The organism is Actinocrispum sp. NPDC049592 (assembly GCF_040675465.1).
In the GTDB taxonomy this organism is placed as follows: domain Bacteria; phylum Actinomycetota; class Actinomycetes; order Mycobacteriales; family Pseudonocardiaceae; genus Kibdelosporangium.
Genome location: NZ_JBFAPA010000013.1, coordinates 152,298 through 170,535 on the forward strand (window position 1 = coordinate 152,298; position 18,238 = coordinate 170,535).

13 protein-coding genes are annotated in these 18,238 nt (G+C 68.1%); 5 read left to right on the forward strand and 8 right to left on the reverse strand.

Translation table 11 applies throughout. From position 1 onward, the window contains the following. Window positions 1–75: 75 nt before the first annotated feature. The 6 genes from AB0J95_RS29980 to AB0J95_RS30005 all read right to left on the reverse strand — a co-directional run bounded on the left by AB0J95_RS29980 (window position 76) and on the right by AB0J95_RS30005 (window position 7,185). Window positions 76–1,800, reverse strand: a complete 1,725-nt coding sequence (locus AB0J95_RS29980; RefSeq protein WP_364765011.1) for a TOMM precursor leader peptide-binding protein — start codon at window positions 1,798–1,800, stop codon at window positions 76–78. Beyond that, complete coding sequence (locus tag AB0J95_RS29985; protein ID WP_364765014.1) at window positions 1,797–2,018, reverse strand: hypothetical protein; 222 nt, start codon at window positions 2,016–2,018, stop codon at window positions 1,797–1,799. The genes AB0J95_RS29980 and AB0J95_RS29985 overlap by 4 nt, the downstream gene beginning before the upstream one ends. After that, window positions 2,015–3,457, reverse strand: coding sequence for a hypothetical protein (locus AB0J95_RS29990; RefSeq protein ID WP_364765016.1), 1,443 nt, complete (start codon window positions 3,455–3,457; stop codon window positions 2,015–2,017). Before AB0J95_RS29990 ends, AB0J95_RS29985 begins: the two co-directional genes overlap by 4 nt. After that, a complete protein-coding gene (locus AB0J95_RS29995) occupies window positions 3,454–4,539 on the reverse strand; it encodes a hypothetical protein (protein ID WP_364765019.1) in 1,086 nt (361 codons plus the stop codon). Before AB0J95_RS29995 ends, AB0J95_RS29990 begins: the two co-directional genes overlap by 4 nt. After that, the gene (locus tag AB0J95_RS30000; RefSeq protein WP_364765022.1) at window positions 4,536–6,920 is read right to left on the reverse strand and encodes a lantibiotic dehydratase; all 2,385 of its coding nucleotides are present in this window, start codon (window positions 6,918–6,920) and stop codon (window positions 4,536–4,538) included. Before AB0J95_RS30000 ends, AB0J95_RS29995 begins: the two co-directional genes overlap by 4 nt. 85 nt (window positions 6,921–7,005) lie before the next feature. After that, window positions 7,006–7,185 (reverse strand): thiazolylpeptide-type bacteriocin, encoded by a 180-nt coding sequence (locus AB0J95_RS30005; protein ID WP_364765025.1) that lies wholly within the window; start codon window positions 7,183–7,185, stop codon window positions 7,006–7,008. Between the two features lie 201 nt (window positions 7,186–7,386). On the opposite strand from AB0J95_RS30005, the gene gndA reads away from it, so the two are divergent. Further along, on the forward strand, window positions 7,387–8,820 hold the full coding sequence (gene gndA, locus AB0J95_RS30010; RefSeq protein ID WP_364765028.1) for an NADP-dependent phosphogluconate dehydrogenase: 1,434 nt from the start codon (window positions 7,387–7,389) through the stop codon (window positions 8,818–8,820). 31 nt (window positions 8,821–8,851) lie between these two features. Continuing rightward, window positions 8,852–10,384 carry a phosphatidylglycerol lysyltransferase domain-containing protein gene (locus AB0J95_RS30015; RefSeq protein WP_364765031.1) on the forward strand — a complete coding sequence of 511 codons (1,533 nt, stop codon included), beginning with the start codon at window positions 8,852–8,854 and terminating at the stop codon, window positions 10,382–10,384. Here the strand turns inward: AB0J95_RS30015 and AB0J95_RS30020 are convergent. Together AB0J95_RS30020 and AB0J95_RS30025 are read right to left on the reverse strand one after the other, a co-directional pair. After that, entirely contained in the window at window positions 10,377–12,494 is a 2,118-nt protein-coding gene (locus AB0J95_RS30020) for a SulP family inorganic anion transporter (RefSeq protein WP_364765034.1), read from the reverse strand. The two genes, AB0J95_RS30015 and AB0J95_RS30020, sit on opposite strands and share 8 nt — an antisense overlap. Before the next feature lie 1,595 nt (window positions 12,495–14,089). After that, entirely contained in the window at window positions 14,090–14,407 is a 318-nt protein-coding gene (locus AB0J95_RS30025; protein ID WP_364765037.1) for a hypothetical protein, read from the reverse strand. 170 nt (window positions 14,408–14,577) lie between these two features. Between AB0J95_RS30025 and AB0J95_RS30030 the strand changes: the two genes are divergently transcribed. The 3 genes from AB0J95_RS30030 (at window position 14,578) to AB0J95_RS30040 (ending at window position 18,087) form a co-directional block, all read left to right on the forward strand. Beyond that, a complete protein-coding gene (locus tag AB0J95_RS30030) occupies window positions 14,578–15,441 on the forward strand; it encodes a helix-turn-helix transcriptional regulator (protein WP_364765040.1) in 864 nt (287 codons plus the stop codon). A 32-nt stretch (window positions 15,442–15,473) separates the two neighbouring features. Beyond that, on the forward strand, window positions 15,474–15,635 hold the full coding sequence (locus tag AB0J95_RS30035) for a DUF397 domain-containing protein (protein WP_364765490.1): 162 nt from the start codon (window positions 15,474–15,476) through the stop codon (window positions 15,633–15,635). Window positions 15,636–15,771: 136 nt separating this feature from the next. Then, window positions 15,772–18,087, forward strand: coding sequence for a glycosyl hydrolase family 18 protein (locus tag AB0J95_RS30040; RefSeq protein WP_364765043.1), 2,316 nt, complete (start codon window positions 15,772–15,774; stop codon window positions 18,085–18,087). The last annotated feature ends 151 nt before the right edge of the window (window positions 18,088–18,238 follow it).

Genomic DNA, 18,238 nt, shown 5'->3' on the forward strand with positions numbered 1-18,238 from the left:
TGGACGCTGGGGACGGCGGTGGACCGGGGGCGATCACTTTGCCCGGTCCGTGCGAATACGCCGCCGCCAGGCCGGTCACGGGAACGGATGCGGTTGCAGGGCAAGGGACTCGTACGTCAGCTGGGCGGGCAGCCGGCCGATCTGCTGCGGCACCTCCAGCAACCGCGGCAGGCCACGGGTCCGGCGGAGCAGCTGGCCGAACGTCATCGGCAGCGTGCCGGGCACGATCACCTTGGCGGAGTGCAGACCCAGCTGTTCGGCGAGCACGGGATCGGTCTGGTCCACCGCGATGATCTCCAGCTTGAGCTTGCGCAGCTGGTACACGTAGTGGTCGAGCATGGCGCGCAGGTCATCGAATTCCGGCGCGGTGGCTCCCGGAACGTCGATTTCCTTCGTCCCAAGCAGGAAATCGTGTCTTTCTGCCGCCTCCGGCAGGGCGTTGACCAGCACGTGCTCGGTCATGGTCCGGATCCACTGTGGATTCTCCAGCAGCCGGACCAGGCGTTCGCGGTTGTACAGCCGGGGTTCGGTGACGACCTTGTCCACTGTGGCCTCTACGTCGACCGCAAGTTCGACCGCCGCCGAGACCATGGCCTTGTGGGGGTCGGGATGTGCTCCGGCCGCGTAGAAGATCCGTGGTGTGTCCGCGTTGCTGCCCTGGTAGCGAGCGGTGCTGATCACTGCCGGGATGCCGAGGTCGTTGGTGGCGTTGAAGAACGTCAGCTCGTAGCCCAGCGACTCCAGCCGGTCGGCCAGGTGTGGCAGGACGTCGTCGTCCGGGATCCGGATCCGGTGCAGTGGGGTCCTGGCGTACCAGGCCATTAAGAACGCGTCCCGCTCGGCGACCTCGAACAGGCCATGCAGCACTGCTTCGGCGAGGCTGTTGCCGAGCCCGCAGCCGTTGGAGGTCTCGGACACGAACTGGTTGTGGCTGCTGGCCGCCCAATAAGCCAGATGTTCCGGCACGGCAAGGGGTTTCTGCTGGGTGTACGACCAGCCCTGAACCCACTGGGTCTTCACGTGCGGGCGGTACGGGGTCAGCGGGAACGAAGGGTGGTCGACGTGTTCCGGGTCGTACCGGCCGACCCGAGACGGGTCGACCGCGCGCTCCGGGCCCAGCTGCGTGAACGAAGCCTCGATCACGCTGCGAGTCCGCCTGGGCCGCATACCGTTGTGGCGTTCGACGGCCTCGTACAACGCGACCCGCTCGGCCGACGCGAAGTCCACCGTCCGGCCGAACCCGTATTCCTTGTGGTCACCGGTCAACTCCGCGCTCATCACGGCCAGCGGCAGGTACCCCGTCTTGAAGATCCCGGTCACCGGGCCATGCCGCAGGTCCAGCAACTTCTCGCGAAGGTTGTCCGCCTTTGGATTGGCCCCACGGAGACTGCCGGGCGAGACCGGCGCAGCTGGTGCGTCTTCGGCGAAATCGTCCGGCAATGGCCCACAGTCCGGGCATCCACCGGACCGCGGCCGGACGATGTGCCGGTCCACTGTGCCCAGATCGGCCCGGACGGCGATGACGATGTTCTTGTGGGCCAAGGGATCGGCCTGCACCGACGCGATGAGCTTGTCCACCAACGGTTGCATCGCCGGGACGACGAGCCCGCCGAAGCTCATCCGCGGATTCTGTCTGGGGACAGCGGATCCCAGCGCGGCCAGACGGGCTTGTTCGGCGCAGCTCACGCATACGCCACCCGGTGAAGGTCCAATGAGGACAAGGCCGCCGTCGTACCGGACCGGCAGGCCATCGACGGTCCGGAGCTGTTGCAGGGTGTAGCCGGTCAGGTGCCGGATCACGGCTCCACCAGCGTGACCCGGTGCTCGTGCAGGTTCTCCTCGCGTTCGTCCACCCCTGCGCTCCAGTCGCACGTCCGTGTGACGTACTTGACCTGCGCGAAGTCCGGGAAGTCGGGGTGGTGGAACAGCACCAGCGCGCCGTCGTGGCCGACTGGGACGGAGGGGTACTCCATGTCCTCGATCTCGTCGAGCGTGTAGTCGGTCAGGAACTGGATCATGGTTTCACCAACCTCGCTAGTGCGGCTTGCAATTCCTCCTCGCGGCCGCGGACATCCGCGGGCCACGTCCACTCCCTGGTGGTCCAGTCGGTCTCGGCGGGCGCGGGCAGCGGGGCGGCGCCGTTGAGGTGGAACGGTTCCGCCACCTCGATCCCGGCCTGCGCGACACCGGTCGCGGCCAGCGCGGCGAACGCGACGGCGTCCGCGGGCTCCGCCTCGATGGCCCAGGACAGCACCCGGTCGCCGTCCCGGATCACCGCTTGAACAACATGGGGCGCCAGGCGTTTCACCTCGATCGTGGCGGGCACGCCGAACCGCAGGATGAGCGCTTTCCACCAACGCCGGGCAACCGGGTCACTGGACCAGTCCGCATCGGACAGTTCGAGGCCGGCCATCGAACGCTGGTACACAGCGAGACGCAAAGTCATGCCGAGGGCGTGAGTGTGGTCGAGACCGGAGCCGAGAGCACGCGAGACGGCGTCGATCCGGGCGGCCTCGGCCGTCGTGCCGACCCCGAGTGCGGTGCCCGACAACGCGAGGTGGGCCGGAACCTGAGGCAGGTCACCGGCTTCCGGCGCCGGAACCGCCCCCAGCTCGGGGTCGGCGAGCAGATCGAAGGCATGGAAGGGATCCGCGGGCAGCTCATCGCGGAACCACGGGTGATACTTGGCGCGCAACGGGTCCAGGCGAGCCACGAGCACTCCGAGCTGCGGAACGTCGGCGGGCAAAGGCTCAGTCGGATGCACGATGAACTCGGTGGATGGGTCCGGCAGATCCCCGACCGCGCAGATGAGCCGGTGAGCAGCGGCCGAACCAATCAGCGCCGCCAGCACCTCAGGCGCCTGCGACGGCCGGACATCCAGCCGACGGGACACGGCCTTGGCGTCCGAGATGACGTCCTCATAGGAGCCTGGATGAACGACGAACCCGACCTCGCTGGAGCAATCCGCTGCCACTGCGAGGTTTCCGGACGTGAGCACCAGGCCTTCACCGGGCGAGGTCACGACCCGGAGGCCCAGCGTCGTGATCGCGCGGCGGGCGGCGGCGACCAGCGTCGCCGAGCCGGTGATGGAGATCGTGGCCGTGCTCAGCCGGTCCCAGACCTCCTGGGGATTGCCCGCCACCGACTCGAGCCAGGTCGCGATGGCCTCCGGCGGCGCGTCCCGGCCCCAGTCCGGGACGGTCGCCAGCATGTCGTGTTCCCACAACTGGTCGAGGATCAGGTCAACGGCTTTGCTGACCGCGGGCGGGGCATCCGCGGGCGCGCCCAGCGCGTCATGCGGGACGCCGGAAGCGAGCGCGTCGGCGACCCGCAACCAGACCAGCCACAGGCCTTTGCCGCCGGTGACGGTGAAGCTGGAGGCCCAGCCACGCACGTGGATCCCGTTGACGGTAGGGGAGGCGTGCACGATGGGACGCAGCCGGACCAGCATGCTCATCGCCTTTCCATGCTCGCCAGGTGGTCCGACCAGGACTGCCCGGTGATCCGTTGCGCGGCACGGGAAACGAGGTCGGCGGCCAGGTAGCGCTCCATCGGAGTGATGTCGCAGACCGCGAGCAGCTGGTAGAACACGTTGGTGCCGAACCGGTACACGGTCAGCGGGCGCTTGACCCGCGGGTGGTCGAGGTCGACGTCCTGCAGCTGCGTGTGGTAGTCGCTGAACCGGTCGCGCTGGTCGTAGTTGTAGCGCTGGATCGTGGCCGGGTCGCCCATCTGGTAGGCACGTTCGCCGTAGCGGGTGTTCGGCGTGGCGGTCAGGTCGCCCCAGTCGTAGGCGTCCTCGGCCTCCAGCCGCATGCCGATCGTCCAGGCCTGCCAGGCGGCCTCGAGCCGGTTGGTCGGGTGCCCGCTCGCGACCTGCTCGACGCACTTGACCACGTTCTCGGCGTTGCGCTGCCAGATCTGCTCGAACTTCGCGCGGATCCGGTCGCCGGGGTCGTTGGCCAGCAGGAAGTCCTCCAGGTGGGACAGGAACGAGTGGTAGCCGTTGGCCAGGCCGGCCGGGTAACGGCTGGCGTGCACGGCCATCGCGGTGACCGTCAGCTGAACGCGTTCCTGAGTGGTGTCACCGATGGAGTCCAGCGACTCGCGGATCGCGTCGATACCCAGCCGCAGACCGCGGGACAGCAGCTCGACCAACGCCTCCGAACCCAGCAGGCTCCGCAGCCGGGAGGTGTCGGCCGGCTCGCTGCGGACGGTGTTGTTGGGGTGCAACGGCGTGTACGGCGGCAGTACCAGCTCGGCGAGACCGTACTGCTCGGCCTGCGCGATCAGCACCGGGTCCGGGATGTCCACAGTGGAGGGATTGTCCTCGACGTACGTGCGCAGGATCTGGGCAGCCGCCTCGGCTGCCTCTGGCGTTCCGTCAAGGCGGATGCGGACGTGCGGTCCGTTGAGCCAGTGCCGTTCGATGTGACCGACGGCGCCCAGGCGGGTCGCGGCGGCGAGGGCGGGCAGCACGGCGTGCCGGATCAGGGGTGCCTTCACCGGGTCGTGGTAGTAGCAGATGATGTCGATCATGGTGCCCTCCACCAGGTTTCCGCGATCAGCTCGAGCACCCGGCCGGTGGGCGCGGGCACCGCCTCGGTCACCAGCACGTCACCGGTATGCCGAGTGAATACTTTGTGCAGACAACGGGTATGCAGCGCGTTCGTCAGGTCGGCGTACTGCGGCTTCGGGGCACCCAAACGGTTCTGGAAGTCCTCTAGGGTTGAGATACCCCCACCGGCGCTGATGAACACCTCTTCCGGCAGGTCGAACTCGGCCCGGAGCCTCGCCGCGGCGAGGGCGTTACGAACGTCACCCTTGGCGAAGCCGGTGCGCAGCCGCTCGGCCATGGCGCCGCGGAAGTCCCAGGACCGGCGGGCCAGCAGCACGTCCCGGTAGCGCAGCCGGCCCTTCTCGACCACACCATCGTTTTCCACAGTGGACTGAAGTGAGGACAGATCGGCCCAGCCGCACGAGAGATCCGTGTACAGCGCGGCGACCCGGTCCGGCAGCATCAACGGCATCAGGAACCCGAGGTACAGCACGTCCCAGGTCTTGCCGTGCGAGATCAGCCGCAGCTCGTCGGTGTCCTCGTCGTGGTGTACCCGCAGGTCGTCCGGGGTAACGTCGGCCCAGCGCGGGTCCTCGCCGACCTCGGTCCCGGTGAGCAGCGGCTGCAGGTTCGGGTTGAACCCGTGCACCGGCCGGTACTGCGCGAACCCGTCCGGGAAGATCTCGTCCAGGTACCAGGAAACGTCGTCGGCGGCGCCCGGCAGGTGGTCCAGGAACCGGGTCGTGAACCGTGCGAAGCCCGCATAACAGTGGTTCACCACGAGGCCGCCGGGAACCGGTTGGACGAACCAGGAATACGACACCGGGCGCGAGCGGGCCCAGCGGGGCAACAACTCCTCGGCCCGGTCGATCATCGCGTCGGTGATCTCGCCGGGAGTGGCCATCATCCCGGCCAGCTCGGCCCGGATGGCGTCGATCTCGGCATGCGGGCTGGTCAGCGCCTCGATCAGGGCCTCGGACAACAGTCCGGCGCAGTCCGCGGGCCGGACCGTGCCGCCAGGGCCGAACGCGGCCACGAACTTCTCGCGCGCGAGCCGGCGGACCAGCAGCTGACGGTCGAACGCCATCATCAGCGGGGTGAGCCGGGCCAGCGTGCCGGTGGCGCGCCGGCCGTGCGCGGGACCCAACCGCGCCCGGCCAGGTAGGACGACGTCCTCCGCCACCGGCGTCACCCCTGCGGGTTCGACTCCCAAGTCACGCCAGCTCTGCTCCAGCAACGCCAGCCGGGCGGCCCGGTCCCTGGCGTCCATCTGGGCGAACGTGGTCGTCTGGATCACGAGATTGTCCAGCCGCAGACCCAGATCCGGGTCCAGGTCGGCCAGCCAGGTGGTGTCCGGGTCGTGCGGGTGAACGGGCGCGACGGGGATCAACATGCCCGCGTCGAGCAACCGGGTCACGTACGAGACCGCGGCCTCGGCCTGGTCGCCGGGCAGCTTGGTGGCCAGCGCGCTGGCCAGATCCGTTGGTGTGATGCCCTTTTCGCCCTGAGCGGCGTCGATCACGAACCGCAGCGGGCCCGAGGACGCCATCTCGACGCGTTCTTCTTTGGTGACATAGGCCCGCGTGGACCCGTCCACCGGCGTGTCCCGCAGGAAGGAGACCCGGCCCCGCTCCTGCTTGAGCCCGGGCGCCAGCCGGTGCGGCAGGACATCACGGTGTTTCCAGAGCACGTCCGCGGTCAGCCGGGTCAGCAATGTCTGGTTGATCTGGGCGTGGGCAACGGGTTCGCCCCAGTCCAGGTCGTCCACATCGGACCAGTGACCCCAGGCCGCGTAGGTGTACCAGGACAACGGGCTCGTCTTCGTCGTGGCCCGCAAGGCGTAGCGCAGCACGGTCGCCTCCGCCTTGCGGGCCTTGCGGTCCTGGCTGCCGGCGCGCTCGACCCCGTAGAGCAGATCGCGGCCGGACAGCGCCACCGCACGGCGAAGTGGTTCGGCGGCGCACACAGTGGCGAGCGTGGCGCGTTCCGCGGCCAGCGCCGACGGCCACTCGTGCAGCACGGTCTCGGTTGCCGCCGCCAGCGCGGACTGCGCGGCGAGCCAGGTGTTGAGTCCGGGAACCCGGTCTGCCAGACGACCAAGACCGGTCAGCTTGGGTGTCCGTCCATTGTGGACGTCACGGCGCAGCGGGAGGACGACCCGCCGGTGGAACTCCGCCGAGTGCCCCGAAGCGCTGGCGTACAGCGCCTCGACGAGCTCCCGGCCGAGGGTACGGACAGCCGACTCCAACGAGGCGAGCGACCGCACGGCTTCGCGGTAGCCACGCGCGGCGTCCGGCGGCGGCGGGCAGGCCAGGGCGGCCACCCGGACCAGCGCGAACGGCGCCACCCGCGGGCTCGTCATCGCTCACTCTCCCTGGTGTGGGAACCGGCGTCCCGGTGGTGCTCCCCGGCACCACCGGACGGCGAGTTCTGGACAAGAAACCTGGTCAGAAGACGTCGGTCGTCGGCAGGTTCGGCTGGCAGCAGCAGCACGACGAGCTGCCGCACGAACACGACGACGGCGCACCGGACGCGGCCGACTCGGGCAGCGCCACGGCGTCGCGCATGGACGTCACGGCGAGGTCGTCGAGCTGCAGGTCCTCCACGTCGAAAGTGAGATCCTTCATTGAGATTCACCTCCTCCCCTGGTGAGGACCACTGTCGGGCAGAGCACGCAAGCGGGCCGCAACAGATGTCCAAGAGCGTGAACTCGCAGCTGCGTAGGCTCGTGTGGTACATAACCCGCGCATGACCGGTGAGCTGGGCAAACTTCCGGTCCGTGCGGGACAGGTGAGCCTTACTTGAGCTGATACGGCAGGCTGGGAGACATGGCGAACAGCACGGACGGCACGGCCCGCATCGCGGTGACCGGCCTCGCGACGATGGGCAGCAACCTGGCGCGCAACCTCGCCCGCCACGGGTACAAGGTGGCTGTGCACAACCGGTCGTACGCGAAGACCAAGGCGTTGGTCGAGCAGCACGGCCACGAGGGCGACTTCGTCCCGGCGGAGACCGCGGCCGACCTGGTCGCCTCGCTGGCCAAGCCGCGCCAGGTGATCATCATGGTCAAGGCCGGGGCGCCGACCGACGCGGTCATCGACGAGCTCGCCGACCTGATGGAACCCGGCGACATGATCATCGACGGCGGCAACGCCCACTTCGCCGACACCCGCCGCCGCGAGGCCGCGCTGCGCGACCGCGGCCTGCACTTCGTGGGCGCGGGCATCTCCGGCGGCGAGGAGGGCGCCCTCAACGGGCCGAGCATCATGCCCGGCGGCTCGCCCGAGTCCTACAAGCACCTCGGCCCGGTGCTGGAGTCGATCGCCGCCCAGGTCGACGGCCAGGCCTGCTGCGTGCACGTCGGCCCGGACGGTGCCGGCCACTTCGTCAAGATGGTGCACAACGGCATCGAGTACGCCGACATGCAGCTCATCGCCGAGTCCTACGACCTGCTGCGCCGCGCGGGCGGCCTGTCGCCCGCCGAGATCGGCGACGTGTTCCGCACCTGGAACTCCGGCGACCTGGAGTCCTACCTGGTGGAGATCACCGCCGAGGTGCTCGGGCACGTCGACGCGGCCACCGGCAAGCCGTTCGTGGACATCGTGCAGGACCGCGCCGAGCAGAAGGGCACCGGCCGCTGGACCGTCCAGGAGGCCCTGGAGCTGGGCATCCCGGTGACCGGGATCGCCGAGGCGGTGTTCGCCCGGTCGCTGTCCTCGCGGGTGGAGCAGCGCGAGGCGCTCGAGTCCACGTCCGATGTGTCCGTTTCGGTGCCGGACACCCTGGTCGACGACGTCCGCGCCGCGCTCTACGCGTCGAAGGTCGTCGCGTACGCGCAGGGATTCGACCAGATCCAGGCGGCCAGCGAGCAGTACGACTGGGACATCGACCGCGGCGCGATGGCGACCATCTGGCGCGGCGGCTGCATCATCCGCGCGGTGTTCCTCAACCGCATCCGCGAGGCCTACGAGAAGAACCCGGACCTGCCGTCCCTCCTGGTCGACGACTACTTCAAGGCCGCTGTGGACAACGCTGTGGACGCGTGGCGCCGCGTCGTCGTGACCGCCGTGCAGGCGAATGTCCCGGTCCCGGGCTTCTCCTCGGCGCTGGCGTACTACGACGCGCTGCGGTCCAACCGCCTGCCAGCGGCGCTGATCCAGGGTTTGCGAGACTTCTTCGGTGCGCACACCTACCGCAGGACCGATCGGGAGGGGACCTTCCACACCCTCTGGGGCGCCGACCGGTCCGAAGTGGACGCCTGAGCCCCGGCGGCACGTCTGGCCCCTCGGTCTGGTGACCGGGGGCTTCGGCGTGGTCGCCGCCCTGGCCGCGTTGCGGGTCGCGCTCCCCAGCTGGGTGCGGCCCGCGGCGCACATGCTGTGCCAAGGACCCCACGGCCGCCTGCACGGCGGCCTGTTCGCCGTCGGCCTGATCCTGCTGGCCCACGGGTTGTTACGACGCCGGAAAGTGGCCTACTGGGTGGCGTTGCTGCTGGCCGGCTGCGGAATCCTGGTCGCCGGGCACAGCATTCTGGCGCTGGTGCTGGTCGGCTGCGGTGTCCTGCTGACGGTCCGGCGGGCCGAGTTCCCGGCGGTGCCGTCGCTGGGCCGGATGCGGATCGCGGCCTACGCCGGGCTCATCGTGCTGGGCACGGGGACGTTCTATGACGGCGTGATCCAACGACATGACGAACTCCGTGTCGACCTGGGGTCGCTGGTCCTGTTGAGCGTCAGCGTGGCCCTGGTGGTCCTGCTGGCGCCCGCTGCGCCCCCTCCGCCCGCCGACGGGTTCACGCGGGCGCGGGTCCGGGAGCTGGTCCAGCACCCGGCTTCGGACACGCTGGCACCCTTCGTGCTGCGGCACGACAAGGCTTACGTGTTCAGTCCGGACGGCCGGGCCGCTGTGGGGTACCGGGTTTTGTTAGGAACCGCCGTTGTCGGCGGCGATCCGGTGGGCGATCCAGAGTCTTTCCAGTCGGCTGTGGACACTTTCGTAGCCACTTGTGACCGGGCCGGGTGGCGGGTGTCCGTGCTCGCGGTCCGGGGTGATCTAGAACACTTGTGGCGGCGGCACGGGCTTCGCACCGTCGGGATCGGCGACGAGGTGGTGTTGCCGGTCGATGGGTTCGACCTTTCCGGACGGGCCATGCGCAACGTCCGGCAGGCCGTGCAGCGGACCCACAACATGGGCGTGACCACTCGCATTGTCCGTGAAGGTGACCTGCCTGGCTCGTTGCGGGCGGAACTGGCCGCGGTGTCTTCGCGGTGGCTCAACGGGTCGCGGGAGCGCGGGTTCTCGATGATCCTGGACGGGATGCTCGCCGGGACCCACCCCGACTGCCTGCTGGTGATCGCTTACGACGGTTCCGGGCGGGTGGTTGGTTTCCAGCGGTATGCCCGTTGTGGACAGGCGCTGTCGCTGGACACCATGCGGCGCGACCGGAACGGGCCGAACGGGCTCAACGAGCGGATGATCGTGGACCTCGTGACGTACGCGCGGGCACACGGGATCTCGCTGGTGTCGTTGAACTTCGCCGCGTTCCGGACGTTGATCGACGCCGGTGCCACGCGCGGGCCGGTGGAGAAGGCCGGGTACAAGGCGCTGCACCTGCTGGACCCGTTCATCCAGGTCGAGTCGCTTTACCTGTTCAACGCCAAGTTCCGGCCGTCGTTCGTGCCCCGCGGGGTGGCTTTCCCCTCGCTGGTCTCGCTTCCGGTGGTGGCCATGGCGATGGTCGGGATGGAGTTCGGGCTCGGGTACGACCGTCACCGGCCGCCCGAGCCCGAGATCCCGTCCTATCTGCCGGTCATGCACCCGATCAGGTAGGGACAGCGTCTTCCTCGAGGCGTTTGAGCTCGCAGGTGTTCGGGTCGACCAGATAGACCCGGGCCTCTGCGAGGTCGAAGTACATGCCCACCAGGTTCAGCCGCCCGGCCTGCTCGGCTTTCTTGACACTGGGGTACGTGCGGAGATTGTCCAGCTGCTGAACGACGTTCGCCACAGCGAGGCGTTCGACGTCGTTGGTTCCGTCCACACGGGACAGGCTGGACCTCGCGTTGCGCAGCCAGGAGTGCAGGCGTGAGCCGGGTTCGGTGCTGCCGCTGAGGAGGGCTTTCATGGCACCGCAGTGTGAGTGTCCACATACGACGACCGTGGGAATGGCGAGGACGTCCACGGCGAACTCGATGGCGGCGCCGACCGACTCGGACTCGTAGTGCACGGGGACGAGGTTGCCGATGTTCCGGACGCAGAACTGGTCTCCCGGGCCGGTGGAGGTGATCAGGTTCGGCAGGACCCGTGAGTCGGCGCAGGTGATGAACAGCTGCTCGGGTGCCTGTCCCTTGTCGGCAAGCTCCTTGAGGAACGGGCGGACCAGGGGCGCGGACATCCGTTCGAACTCCAGGGCGCCGTCCAGGACGGGCTCGCGTGGTTCGGGGACGACACTGGTGCGTTCCCAGTCGGTCCAGCGGCCCACCCACCGGGTCGGGATCGTCTTGCGGTGCCCCGGTTCGCCCTTGCGGGCGCGGCTGTAGAAGGTGTCGTGCACTTCGTCCACTGTGACCTGTCCGCCGCGATCCTCGTAGCCGATGCGCCAGTCGTCGATGGCCTCGAAGGCGGCGTGGTCCATGAAGTCGATGTGCAGCAACAGTGTTACGCGTTCGCCGAGGGGGATCTCGCGGAGCTCCCGGACAAGTCGCCCCACCCCGAGGAAAACGAGCGAGCCGCGGACGTCGACCCGCCAGCCTTCCGGGCGTTGCTCGACTTCCACGCTCGTGTGGGCGAGGCGGTAGAGCGCGCGGGTCATCGCGGTGGCGAGACCGAGAGCGACGCCTTCGAGGAGTCCCAAGGTGACCACGCCGCCGATGGTCACCAGGTAGACGACGAGTTCACCGTGCAGTTTCAGGTTCTTCAGGTGGCCGATCCTGATCAGGCGGGCGCCGACGACGACCAGGACACCGGCCAGTGCGGCCAGCGGGATGAGTTCCAGCACGTGGCTGAGCAACAGCACGAACAGCGCGACCCAGAGTCCTTGCAGGATCACGCTTGCGCGGGTCTTGGCGCCCGCGGCCACGTTCGTCGAACTGCGGGTGATCCCACCGCTGACCGGGAAACCGCCGAGGGTGCCGGACACGATGTTCGCCGCGCCCTGGCCGATGAGTTCCCGGTTGAGATCCGTGCGGGGGCCGTTGTGCATGCGGTCGACGGCCACCGCCGCCAGAAGTGACTCCATGCTTGCCACAAGCGCGACAGTGAAGACAGCCAAGGCGATCGGGAGGGCACCGCCGCTGGGCATTTGCGGCAGGGCGAGGCCTTGGAACGCGGGCAGGTGAACGGTCGGGACAGTTACCAGCGCTGCCGCGGCGGTCGCTGTGGCGACGGCCATCAGCGGCGCCGGAATGATGTTGCCCTTGGGGACTTTCGGCCAGAGCAGCATTGTCACCACCGCGAGCCCGCCGACGAGGACCGCGCCCCACACCGGGTTCGCGAGCTGACGCGGCAACAGGCCGATGTTGACCAGGACATCGCCGTCGGCCGTTCCGCCGAGCAGCACGTGCAACTGGCCGATCACGATGGAAAGGCCGATCCCGGCGAGCATGCCGTGCACGATCGCGGGGGACAACGAGAGTGCGAGGCGGCCGAGTCTGGTCATCCCGAACAGGATCTGGACCACGCCGGCCGCGGCCGTGATCGCCGCCGTCGCCGGCCAGCCGAACTGGTCGATCAGACCCGCGACCACAATGGGCAGACCGGTCCCCGCCCCGGTGACCTGGAACGGCGACCCGCCGAGCGCGCCGGCGACCACCCCGCCGACCACCGCCGCGATCAGCCCGGAGATCAACGGCGCCCCCGAAGCCGCCGCCACCCCCAACGACAACGGCACGCTCACAAGGAAAACGACGAACGACGCGGGCACGTCGTACCGCAAGATGGACATGCTTCAACCCCAACAAATAAGTGGACACTTCCGCGCGCGGCTAACCGGCCGCCGTTAACCGCGGCTGGTCCACCAATGCCCGACGCGCACGCCCAAAACCGCCACGAGGCCGAAAAGGCCCCCGCTCCATCCGTTGACTGCTCGAACCGGCCATCGAAGCCACCTCCGTGTCGGCACCGCGCCCCTCAGGGCACGGAGTGTCGGCACACAACAGGCAAGGCACACCTCACCCGCTGGCCACCATGATGAGTGAAAGTCCACATGGGACGCAAAGAAGTTCAGCCATACGTGGAAAGTGTGGGGAGTTGATCACGAGTGGTGATATTTGCGGATGGCTATGTGTTGGGCTGGTCGTGTGGGGGCCCGGGTCATCGGTGCCTCTCCTCGAACATCCGGGCCCCAGATGCCTTCTGCGACAATTGTGTCCACGCGTCCGCAACGCGAGGTGCCAACTCCCACGGACTCTTGCACTGCCCAGGCGCCACAGGCCCACCAGAACTGATTCACGATCGGAGCAGGCTCGTCCCCTGGCAGGCTTCAGCTCGAAGTCTGGTGTCGATTGCCATGTCTGCGTCGTGGCGAGGGCGACGATCCCGGGTGACGAACCGTTGGGACGGTCGATGGGAGCGCAGGGTCCTCGGGACTCGGCGCAGGTCGCCCCAGGGTCTCGGGATCTGCCATCGGTTGCCCTCAAGCGCCCGGGCCAGCCGTCGGCCGCGTTTGGCTCTCGGGATCTGTCAGTGGACGACTTGAGGCGCGAAGTGTGGCGCTGGGTGCCTTCGGCCCCCCGAAATCCAGCGTAGCGGCCGAAACTGGGCCGAACTGGTGGTTGCCGGGATCTGTGGACAACCGGCAGGTCTGTGGACAACCGCGGCTGAGTCGATCTTGCCGTCCCGATCCTGTCGGTGCTGGGCTGTAGCGTGGGATTCGGGGGGCCGGAGGCAAGCGGCTGAGGGCGGCTGCACAGCACAGTGGACTGTGAGGCGAGGTGTGGACGTCTTGGGTCCGTTATGGACTGCTTGGGTCCGCTAGGGACTGTGTCCTGCGCTTTGGTGGACCCAGCGGGGCCGAGTCAGTCGGGGGGCGCGTCTCGGCCCCGCTGGGAGAGGCACCGGACTGCACGAGTGATCGGCCGGGGGAAGGGGGTTGGCCGTGGGGTTGGGGGTTCGTGCGGTCCGGCCGAGCCGGAGGGTTGAGGGCCGGCTCGTCTGTGGGGAAAGGAAGTCTGTGGGGGAAGGAAGTCTGCGGGGAAGGGAAGTCTGCGGGGCTGGGTCTCGGCGGGGCGGCCTTGGGGCAGCCCCGACGGGGCCGGTCCTACTAGGTCAGTTCCGATGCAGGCCGGTCCCGGTGTGGCGGTCCGGATGCGTCGGTCCCGGTGGGCCGGTCTCGGTGCCGGTCTCGATGGGGCAGTCCTGATAGGGCAATCCCGTTGGGCGGGTCTCGATGAGCGGGTCCCGATAGGTCGATCTCGATGGCAGGTCCCGATGGGTCGATCTCAATGGGTCGATCCCGTTGGGTGGGTCTCGATGGGGCAGTCCTGACGGGACAGTCCGGATAGGGCAGTCCCGGCGGGTCGGTCAGGTGGGGCGGGGCTGTCAGGCTGTGGACAGGCCCCGGTGGTGGGTATCCGAGCGGTCGTCTTCTGTGACCAGCAGGCACAGGTGCGCGGCGAGGTAGGCACGGCACGGTGCGGGGGCGCGGCCGAACAGGCGCTTGCGGCAGGTGGGGCAGCGGCCTTGGTCGTCCGGTCGGTGTTCGTCGAGCACTGCTTGCAGTGCGCTGACGACGCGCGGCAGCTCGGCCTGCGCGATCCGCGTCGCGGTGATGGGGTCGGCGGACTCCCCGCGACGGGTGAGATCGGCCAGGTAGCCGTTCAGCGAGGACTCCAGGTGGCCGAAAATGGAATTGTTCACGACGACCACCCGTCACCACGTCCTCTGCGTCCGTCTGGACCTTCTGCCGCTACTCCTCGCGGATAGAAGAAGCTTGCGACTGCAACCGGCATTCTGCAAGTTGCAGTACACGAACGGGTGACAGCAGTGTCATTGTCTCCCGGCGCAACTGTCACAGGCGAGGAGCGGGGATGGCACGTGGGCAAAGCCCGACGGTAAGGCGCCGCAGGCTGGCCAGTGAGCTGCGGCGGCTTCGGGAGTCGGCGAAGCTGACCATTGACGAGGTCGGCGAGAAACTCGAATGTTCGGCATCCAAGATCAGCCGCATCGAAACGGGTCATGTGGGGGTGACACCGCGGGACGCGCGCGATCTCCTGGAGCTTTACAACGTTGAAGCCGATCGGCTCGAAGCCCTTGTGCAGCTTTCCCGTGAGGCGCGCAAGAACGGGTGGTGGCACGCCTACCGCGAGGTGTTCACCGGCGCGTTCGTCGGGCTGGAGTCGGATGCCTCGTCGCTGCGCGCGTTCCAGGCGCTGCTGGTGCCCGGCCTGCTGCAGACCGAGGACTACATCCGGGCGGTGATCCGCTCGATCCGCCCTGACTGGACCGGGGACGAGGTCGAGCGCCGGGTCGCCGGAAGGATGGAACGCCAGCGCCTGCTCACCGCGCCCGAGCCGCCGAACTACTGGGTCGTCATCGACGAGGCGGTGATCCGCCGAACCGTCGGGAATCGCGACGTGATGCGCCGCCAGTTGCTTCGGTTGTGTGAAGCCGCCGCCATGCCTAACGTCACCATCCAGGTGGTGCCGTTCGACGCGGGAGCGCACTCCAGTATGGAGGGTCCGTACCTGATTCTCGGATTCCCGGAACAGGCCGACCCGGACGTCGTGTTCGTTGACACGACAACCGGCGGCGTCTACTTGGAAGAGCAAGTTGACGTCCAACGGTATACGTTGATGTTCGATCATTTGCGGGCGTCCGCACTGAGCCCGGACGACACCCTGCACTTGATCTCTGGGGCGGCCGAAAGGTTGTCTCGTCAACGAGAGGAGTAGGGGCTTTGACGGTTTCCGAACTCGCCGGCGCGATGTGGCGCAAGAGCAGCTACAGCGGTGCCGGCAACGACTGTGTGGAGATCGCCTTGGTGGACAACGGGGCGGGGATTCGCGATTCCAAGAACCCGGGCGGGCCCGTGCTGATTTTCGGGGCGGCCGAGTGGTCGGCCTTCCTGGCGGCAGCGAAGGGCTGATACCCGCGCACTACGCTGCATAGCGGAACAGTGGTCCAGACCTATTGACCGTATAGGTCTGGACCTCTTAGCGTCAGGAGACTTTTCCGACAGGACGTGGCCCGCGGCCACCCCCTGCCCCTGGCGGAGGTCCCATATGTCCCGACGTCCCATGTTTTCCTTACTGTCGTTGATGTTCGCCGCCCTGCTCGGGCTCGCCGCGCTGGTGCTGAACACCGCCCGGCCCGCCCTCGCGGCCGACGACTGCCGGCCCGACGGCCTGGCCACGACGCCCGGCGTCACGGTCCCGTACTGCACCGTCTACGACGCCGCCGGCCGCGAGAAGCTCGCGAACGGCAACTCCCGCCGCGTGATCGGCTACTTCACCAGCTGGCGGACCGGGAAGGACGGCACACCCGCCTTCCTGGTGAACAACATTCCATGGACCAAGGTCACGCACATCAACTACGCGTTCGCGCACATCGGTACCGACAACAAGATCTCCGTCGGCCCGGCCGGTGCGAACAACGCGTCGACCGGCATGGAGTGGCCCGGTGTTCCCGGCGCCGAGATGGACCCGGCGCTTCCCTACAAAGGGCACTTCAACTTGCTGACCAAGTACAAGAAGGCGAATCCGGGTGTCAAAACACTGATTTCGATCGGCGGCTGGGCCGAGACCGGCGGGATCCTGAATCCGGACGGTTCCCGGACGGCCAGTGGCGGTTTCTACAAACTTACGCAAAATCAGTCGTCAATTGACACTTTCGCGGACTCGGTCGTCGCTTTCTTGCGCCAGTACGGCTTCAACGGCGCCGACATCGACTACGAGTACGCGACCTCGGCGAACTTCGCGGGCAACCCGGACGACTTCTGGGTCTCGAACGCCAACCGCGGCACGTTGATGACCGGATACGTGAACCTGATGCGCACATTGCGGTCCAAATTGGACGCAGCGGGTGCCGCGGATGGCAAGCACTACATGCTGACCGCGGCCGTCTCCTCGTCCGGCTGGATCCTGCGCGGCGCCGAGACCTACCAGGTCACCCAGTACCTCGACTACGTCAACCTGATGAGCTACGACCTGCACGGCTCGTGGAACCACTTCGTCGGCCCGAACGCGGCGCTGTACGACGACGGCAAGGACGCCGAGCTCGCGCACTGGCAGGTCTACACCACCCCGCAGTACGAGGGGATGGGCTATCTGAACACCGACTGGGCGTTCCACTACTTCCGCGGCGCCATGCCGGCCGGCCGGATCAACCTCGGCGTGCCGTTCTACACGCGCGGCTGGCAGAACGTCTCCGGTGGCACGAACGGACTCTGGGGCACGGCCGCCCTGCCCGACCAGACGAAGTGCCCGCCCGGCACCGGTTCCGGCGTCGGCTCGACCGTGCCGTGCGGCAACGGCGCGATCGGCATCGACAACCTGTGGCACGACTCGACCGCGGGTGGCGCCGAGGTCCCGTCCGGTGTGAACCCCATGTGGCACGCCAAGAACCTCGAGCGCGGCATCCAGGGCGACTACCTCACCGCGTACGGCCTGGACCCGGTCAACGACCCGACGGACCGGATCACCGGCACCTACACCCGCAACTACAGCACCTCCCTGGTCAGCCCGTGGCTGTGGAACGCCCAGAAGAAGGTGTTCCTGTCCACAGAGGACGACGTGTCCATCGCGGCCAAGGCGAAGTACGTGGCCGACAAGGGGATCGGCGGCCTGATGATCTGGGAGCTGGCGGGCGACTACAGGTTGGACACCGCCAGGAACCAGTACGTCATGGGCACGACCCTGATCGACGCGATGAACACGGCCATGCGGGGCGCGGCGCCCTACGGCGCCTCGAAGGCGAACTCGGCCATGCCGTCGGACATCCTCGACGTCAACGTCACGTTCAACGGCTTCGCATTGGGCGACAACAACTATCCGATCAACCCGAAGCTGCGCCTGACCAACCGGTCGGCCGCGGCCATCCCGGGCGGCGCGACCCTGGAGTTCGACTACGGCACCAGTGCTCCCGGCAGCATGTCCGACCAGTCCGGGTTCGGCCTGCGAGTCACAGCCAAGGGCCACAGCGGTGCGAATGCCGGTGGCCTGCGCGGTGACTTCCAGCACGTGTCGGTGACGATCCCGAGCTGGCAGACAATTCCCGCGGGCGGCAGCGTGGACATCACCATCGTCTACCAGATGCCGATCGCCACCCCGTCGAACTTCAAGCTGACCTTCGGCGGCAAGAGCTACGCCCTCAGCACCGACAACCCTCGCGGCACGGTGGTCACGCCTCCGACCGACCCGCCGACCACCCCGCCGCCGGGCAGCTGCACGGCCCCGGAATGGACGCCGACCAGCGTGTATACCGGCGGTATGCAGGTTGCGCACAGCGGGCATACCTGGCGCGCGAAGTGGTGGACCCAGAACGAGGAACCCGGCACCACGGGTGAGTGGGGCGTCTGGGCCGACCAAGGCCCCTGCTGACCACGTTTCCGCAGGTCAGCCCTGGTGAGGGGGGTACTGGTCAGAACCGGCACAACCACTCACGAGGGGTGGGTAAGGGGGCCTCAGGGGCCCTTACCCACCCCTTACCCCCGTGGGTAAGGGTCCGGCGGCGCAACAGTGGTTGTTCGCC

Bases quoted from the DNA above. Each gene is read 5' to 3' on its own strand.
- AB0J95_RS30035 (WP_364765490.1), top strand. From the start codon at position 15,474: ATGTGGCGCAAGAGCAGCTACAGCGGTGCCGGCAACGACTGTGTGGAG.
- AB0J95_RS30000 (WP_364765022.1), bottom strand. From the start codon at position 6,920: ATGACGAGCCCGCGGGTGGCGCCGTTCGCGCTGGTCCGGGTGGCCGCC.
- AB0J95_RS29985 (WP_364765014.1), bottom strand. From the start codon at position 2,018: ATGATCCAGTTCCTGACCGACTACACGCTCGACGAGATCGAGGACATG.
- AB0J95_RS30005 (WP_364765025.1), bottom strand. From the start codon at position 7,185: ATGAAGGATCTCACTTTCGACGTGGAGGACCTGCAGCTCGACGACCTC.
- AB0J95_RS30030 (WP_364765040.1), top strand. From the start codon at position 14,578: ATGGCACGTGGGCAAAGCCCGACGGTAAGGCGCCGCAGGCTGGCCAGT.
- gndA (WP_364765028.1), top strand. From the start codon at position 7,387: ATGGCGAACAGCACGGACGGCACGGCCCGCATCGCGGTGACCGGCCTC.
- AB0J95_RS30020 (WP_364765034.1), bottom strand. From the start codon at position 12,494: ATGTCCATCTTGCGGTACGACGTGCCCGCGTCGTTCGTCGTTTTCCTT.
- AB0J95_RS29995 (WP_364765019.1), bottom strand. From the start codon at position 4,539: ATGATCGACATCATCTGCTACTACCACGACCCGGTGAAGGCACCCCTG.
- AB0J95_RS29990 (WP_364765016.1), bottom strand. From the start codon at position 3,457: ATGAGCATGCTGGTCCGGCTGCGTCCCATCGTGCACGCCTCCCCTACC.
- AB0J95_RS30040 (WP_364765043.1), top strand. From the start codon at position 15,772: ATGTCCCGACGTCCCATGTTTTCCTTACTGTCGTTGATGTTCGCCGCC.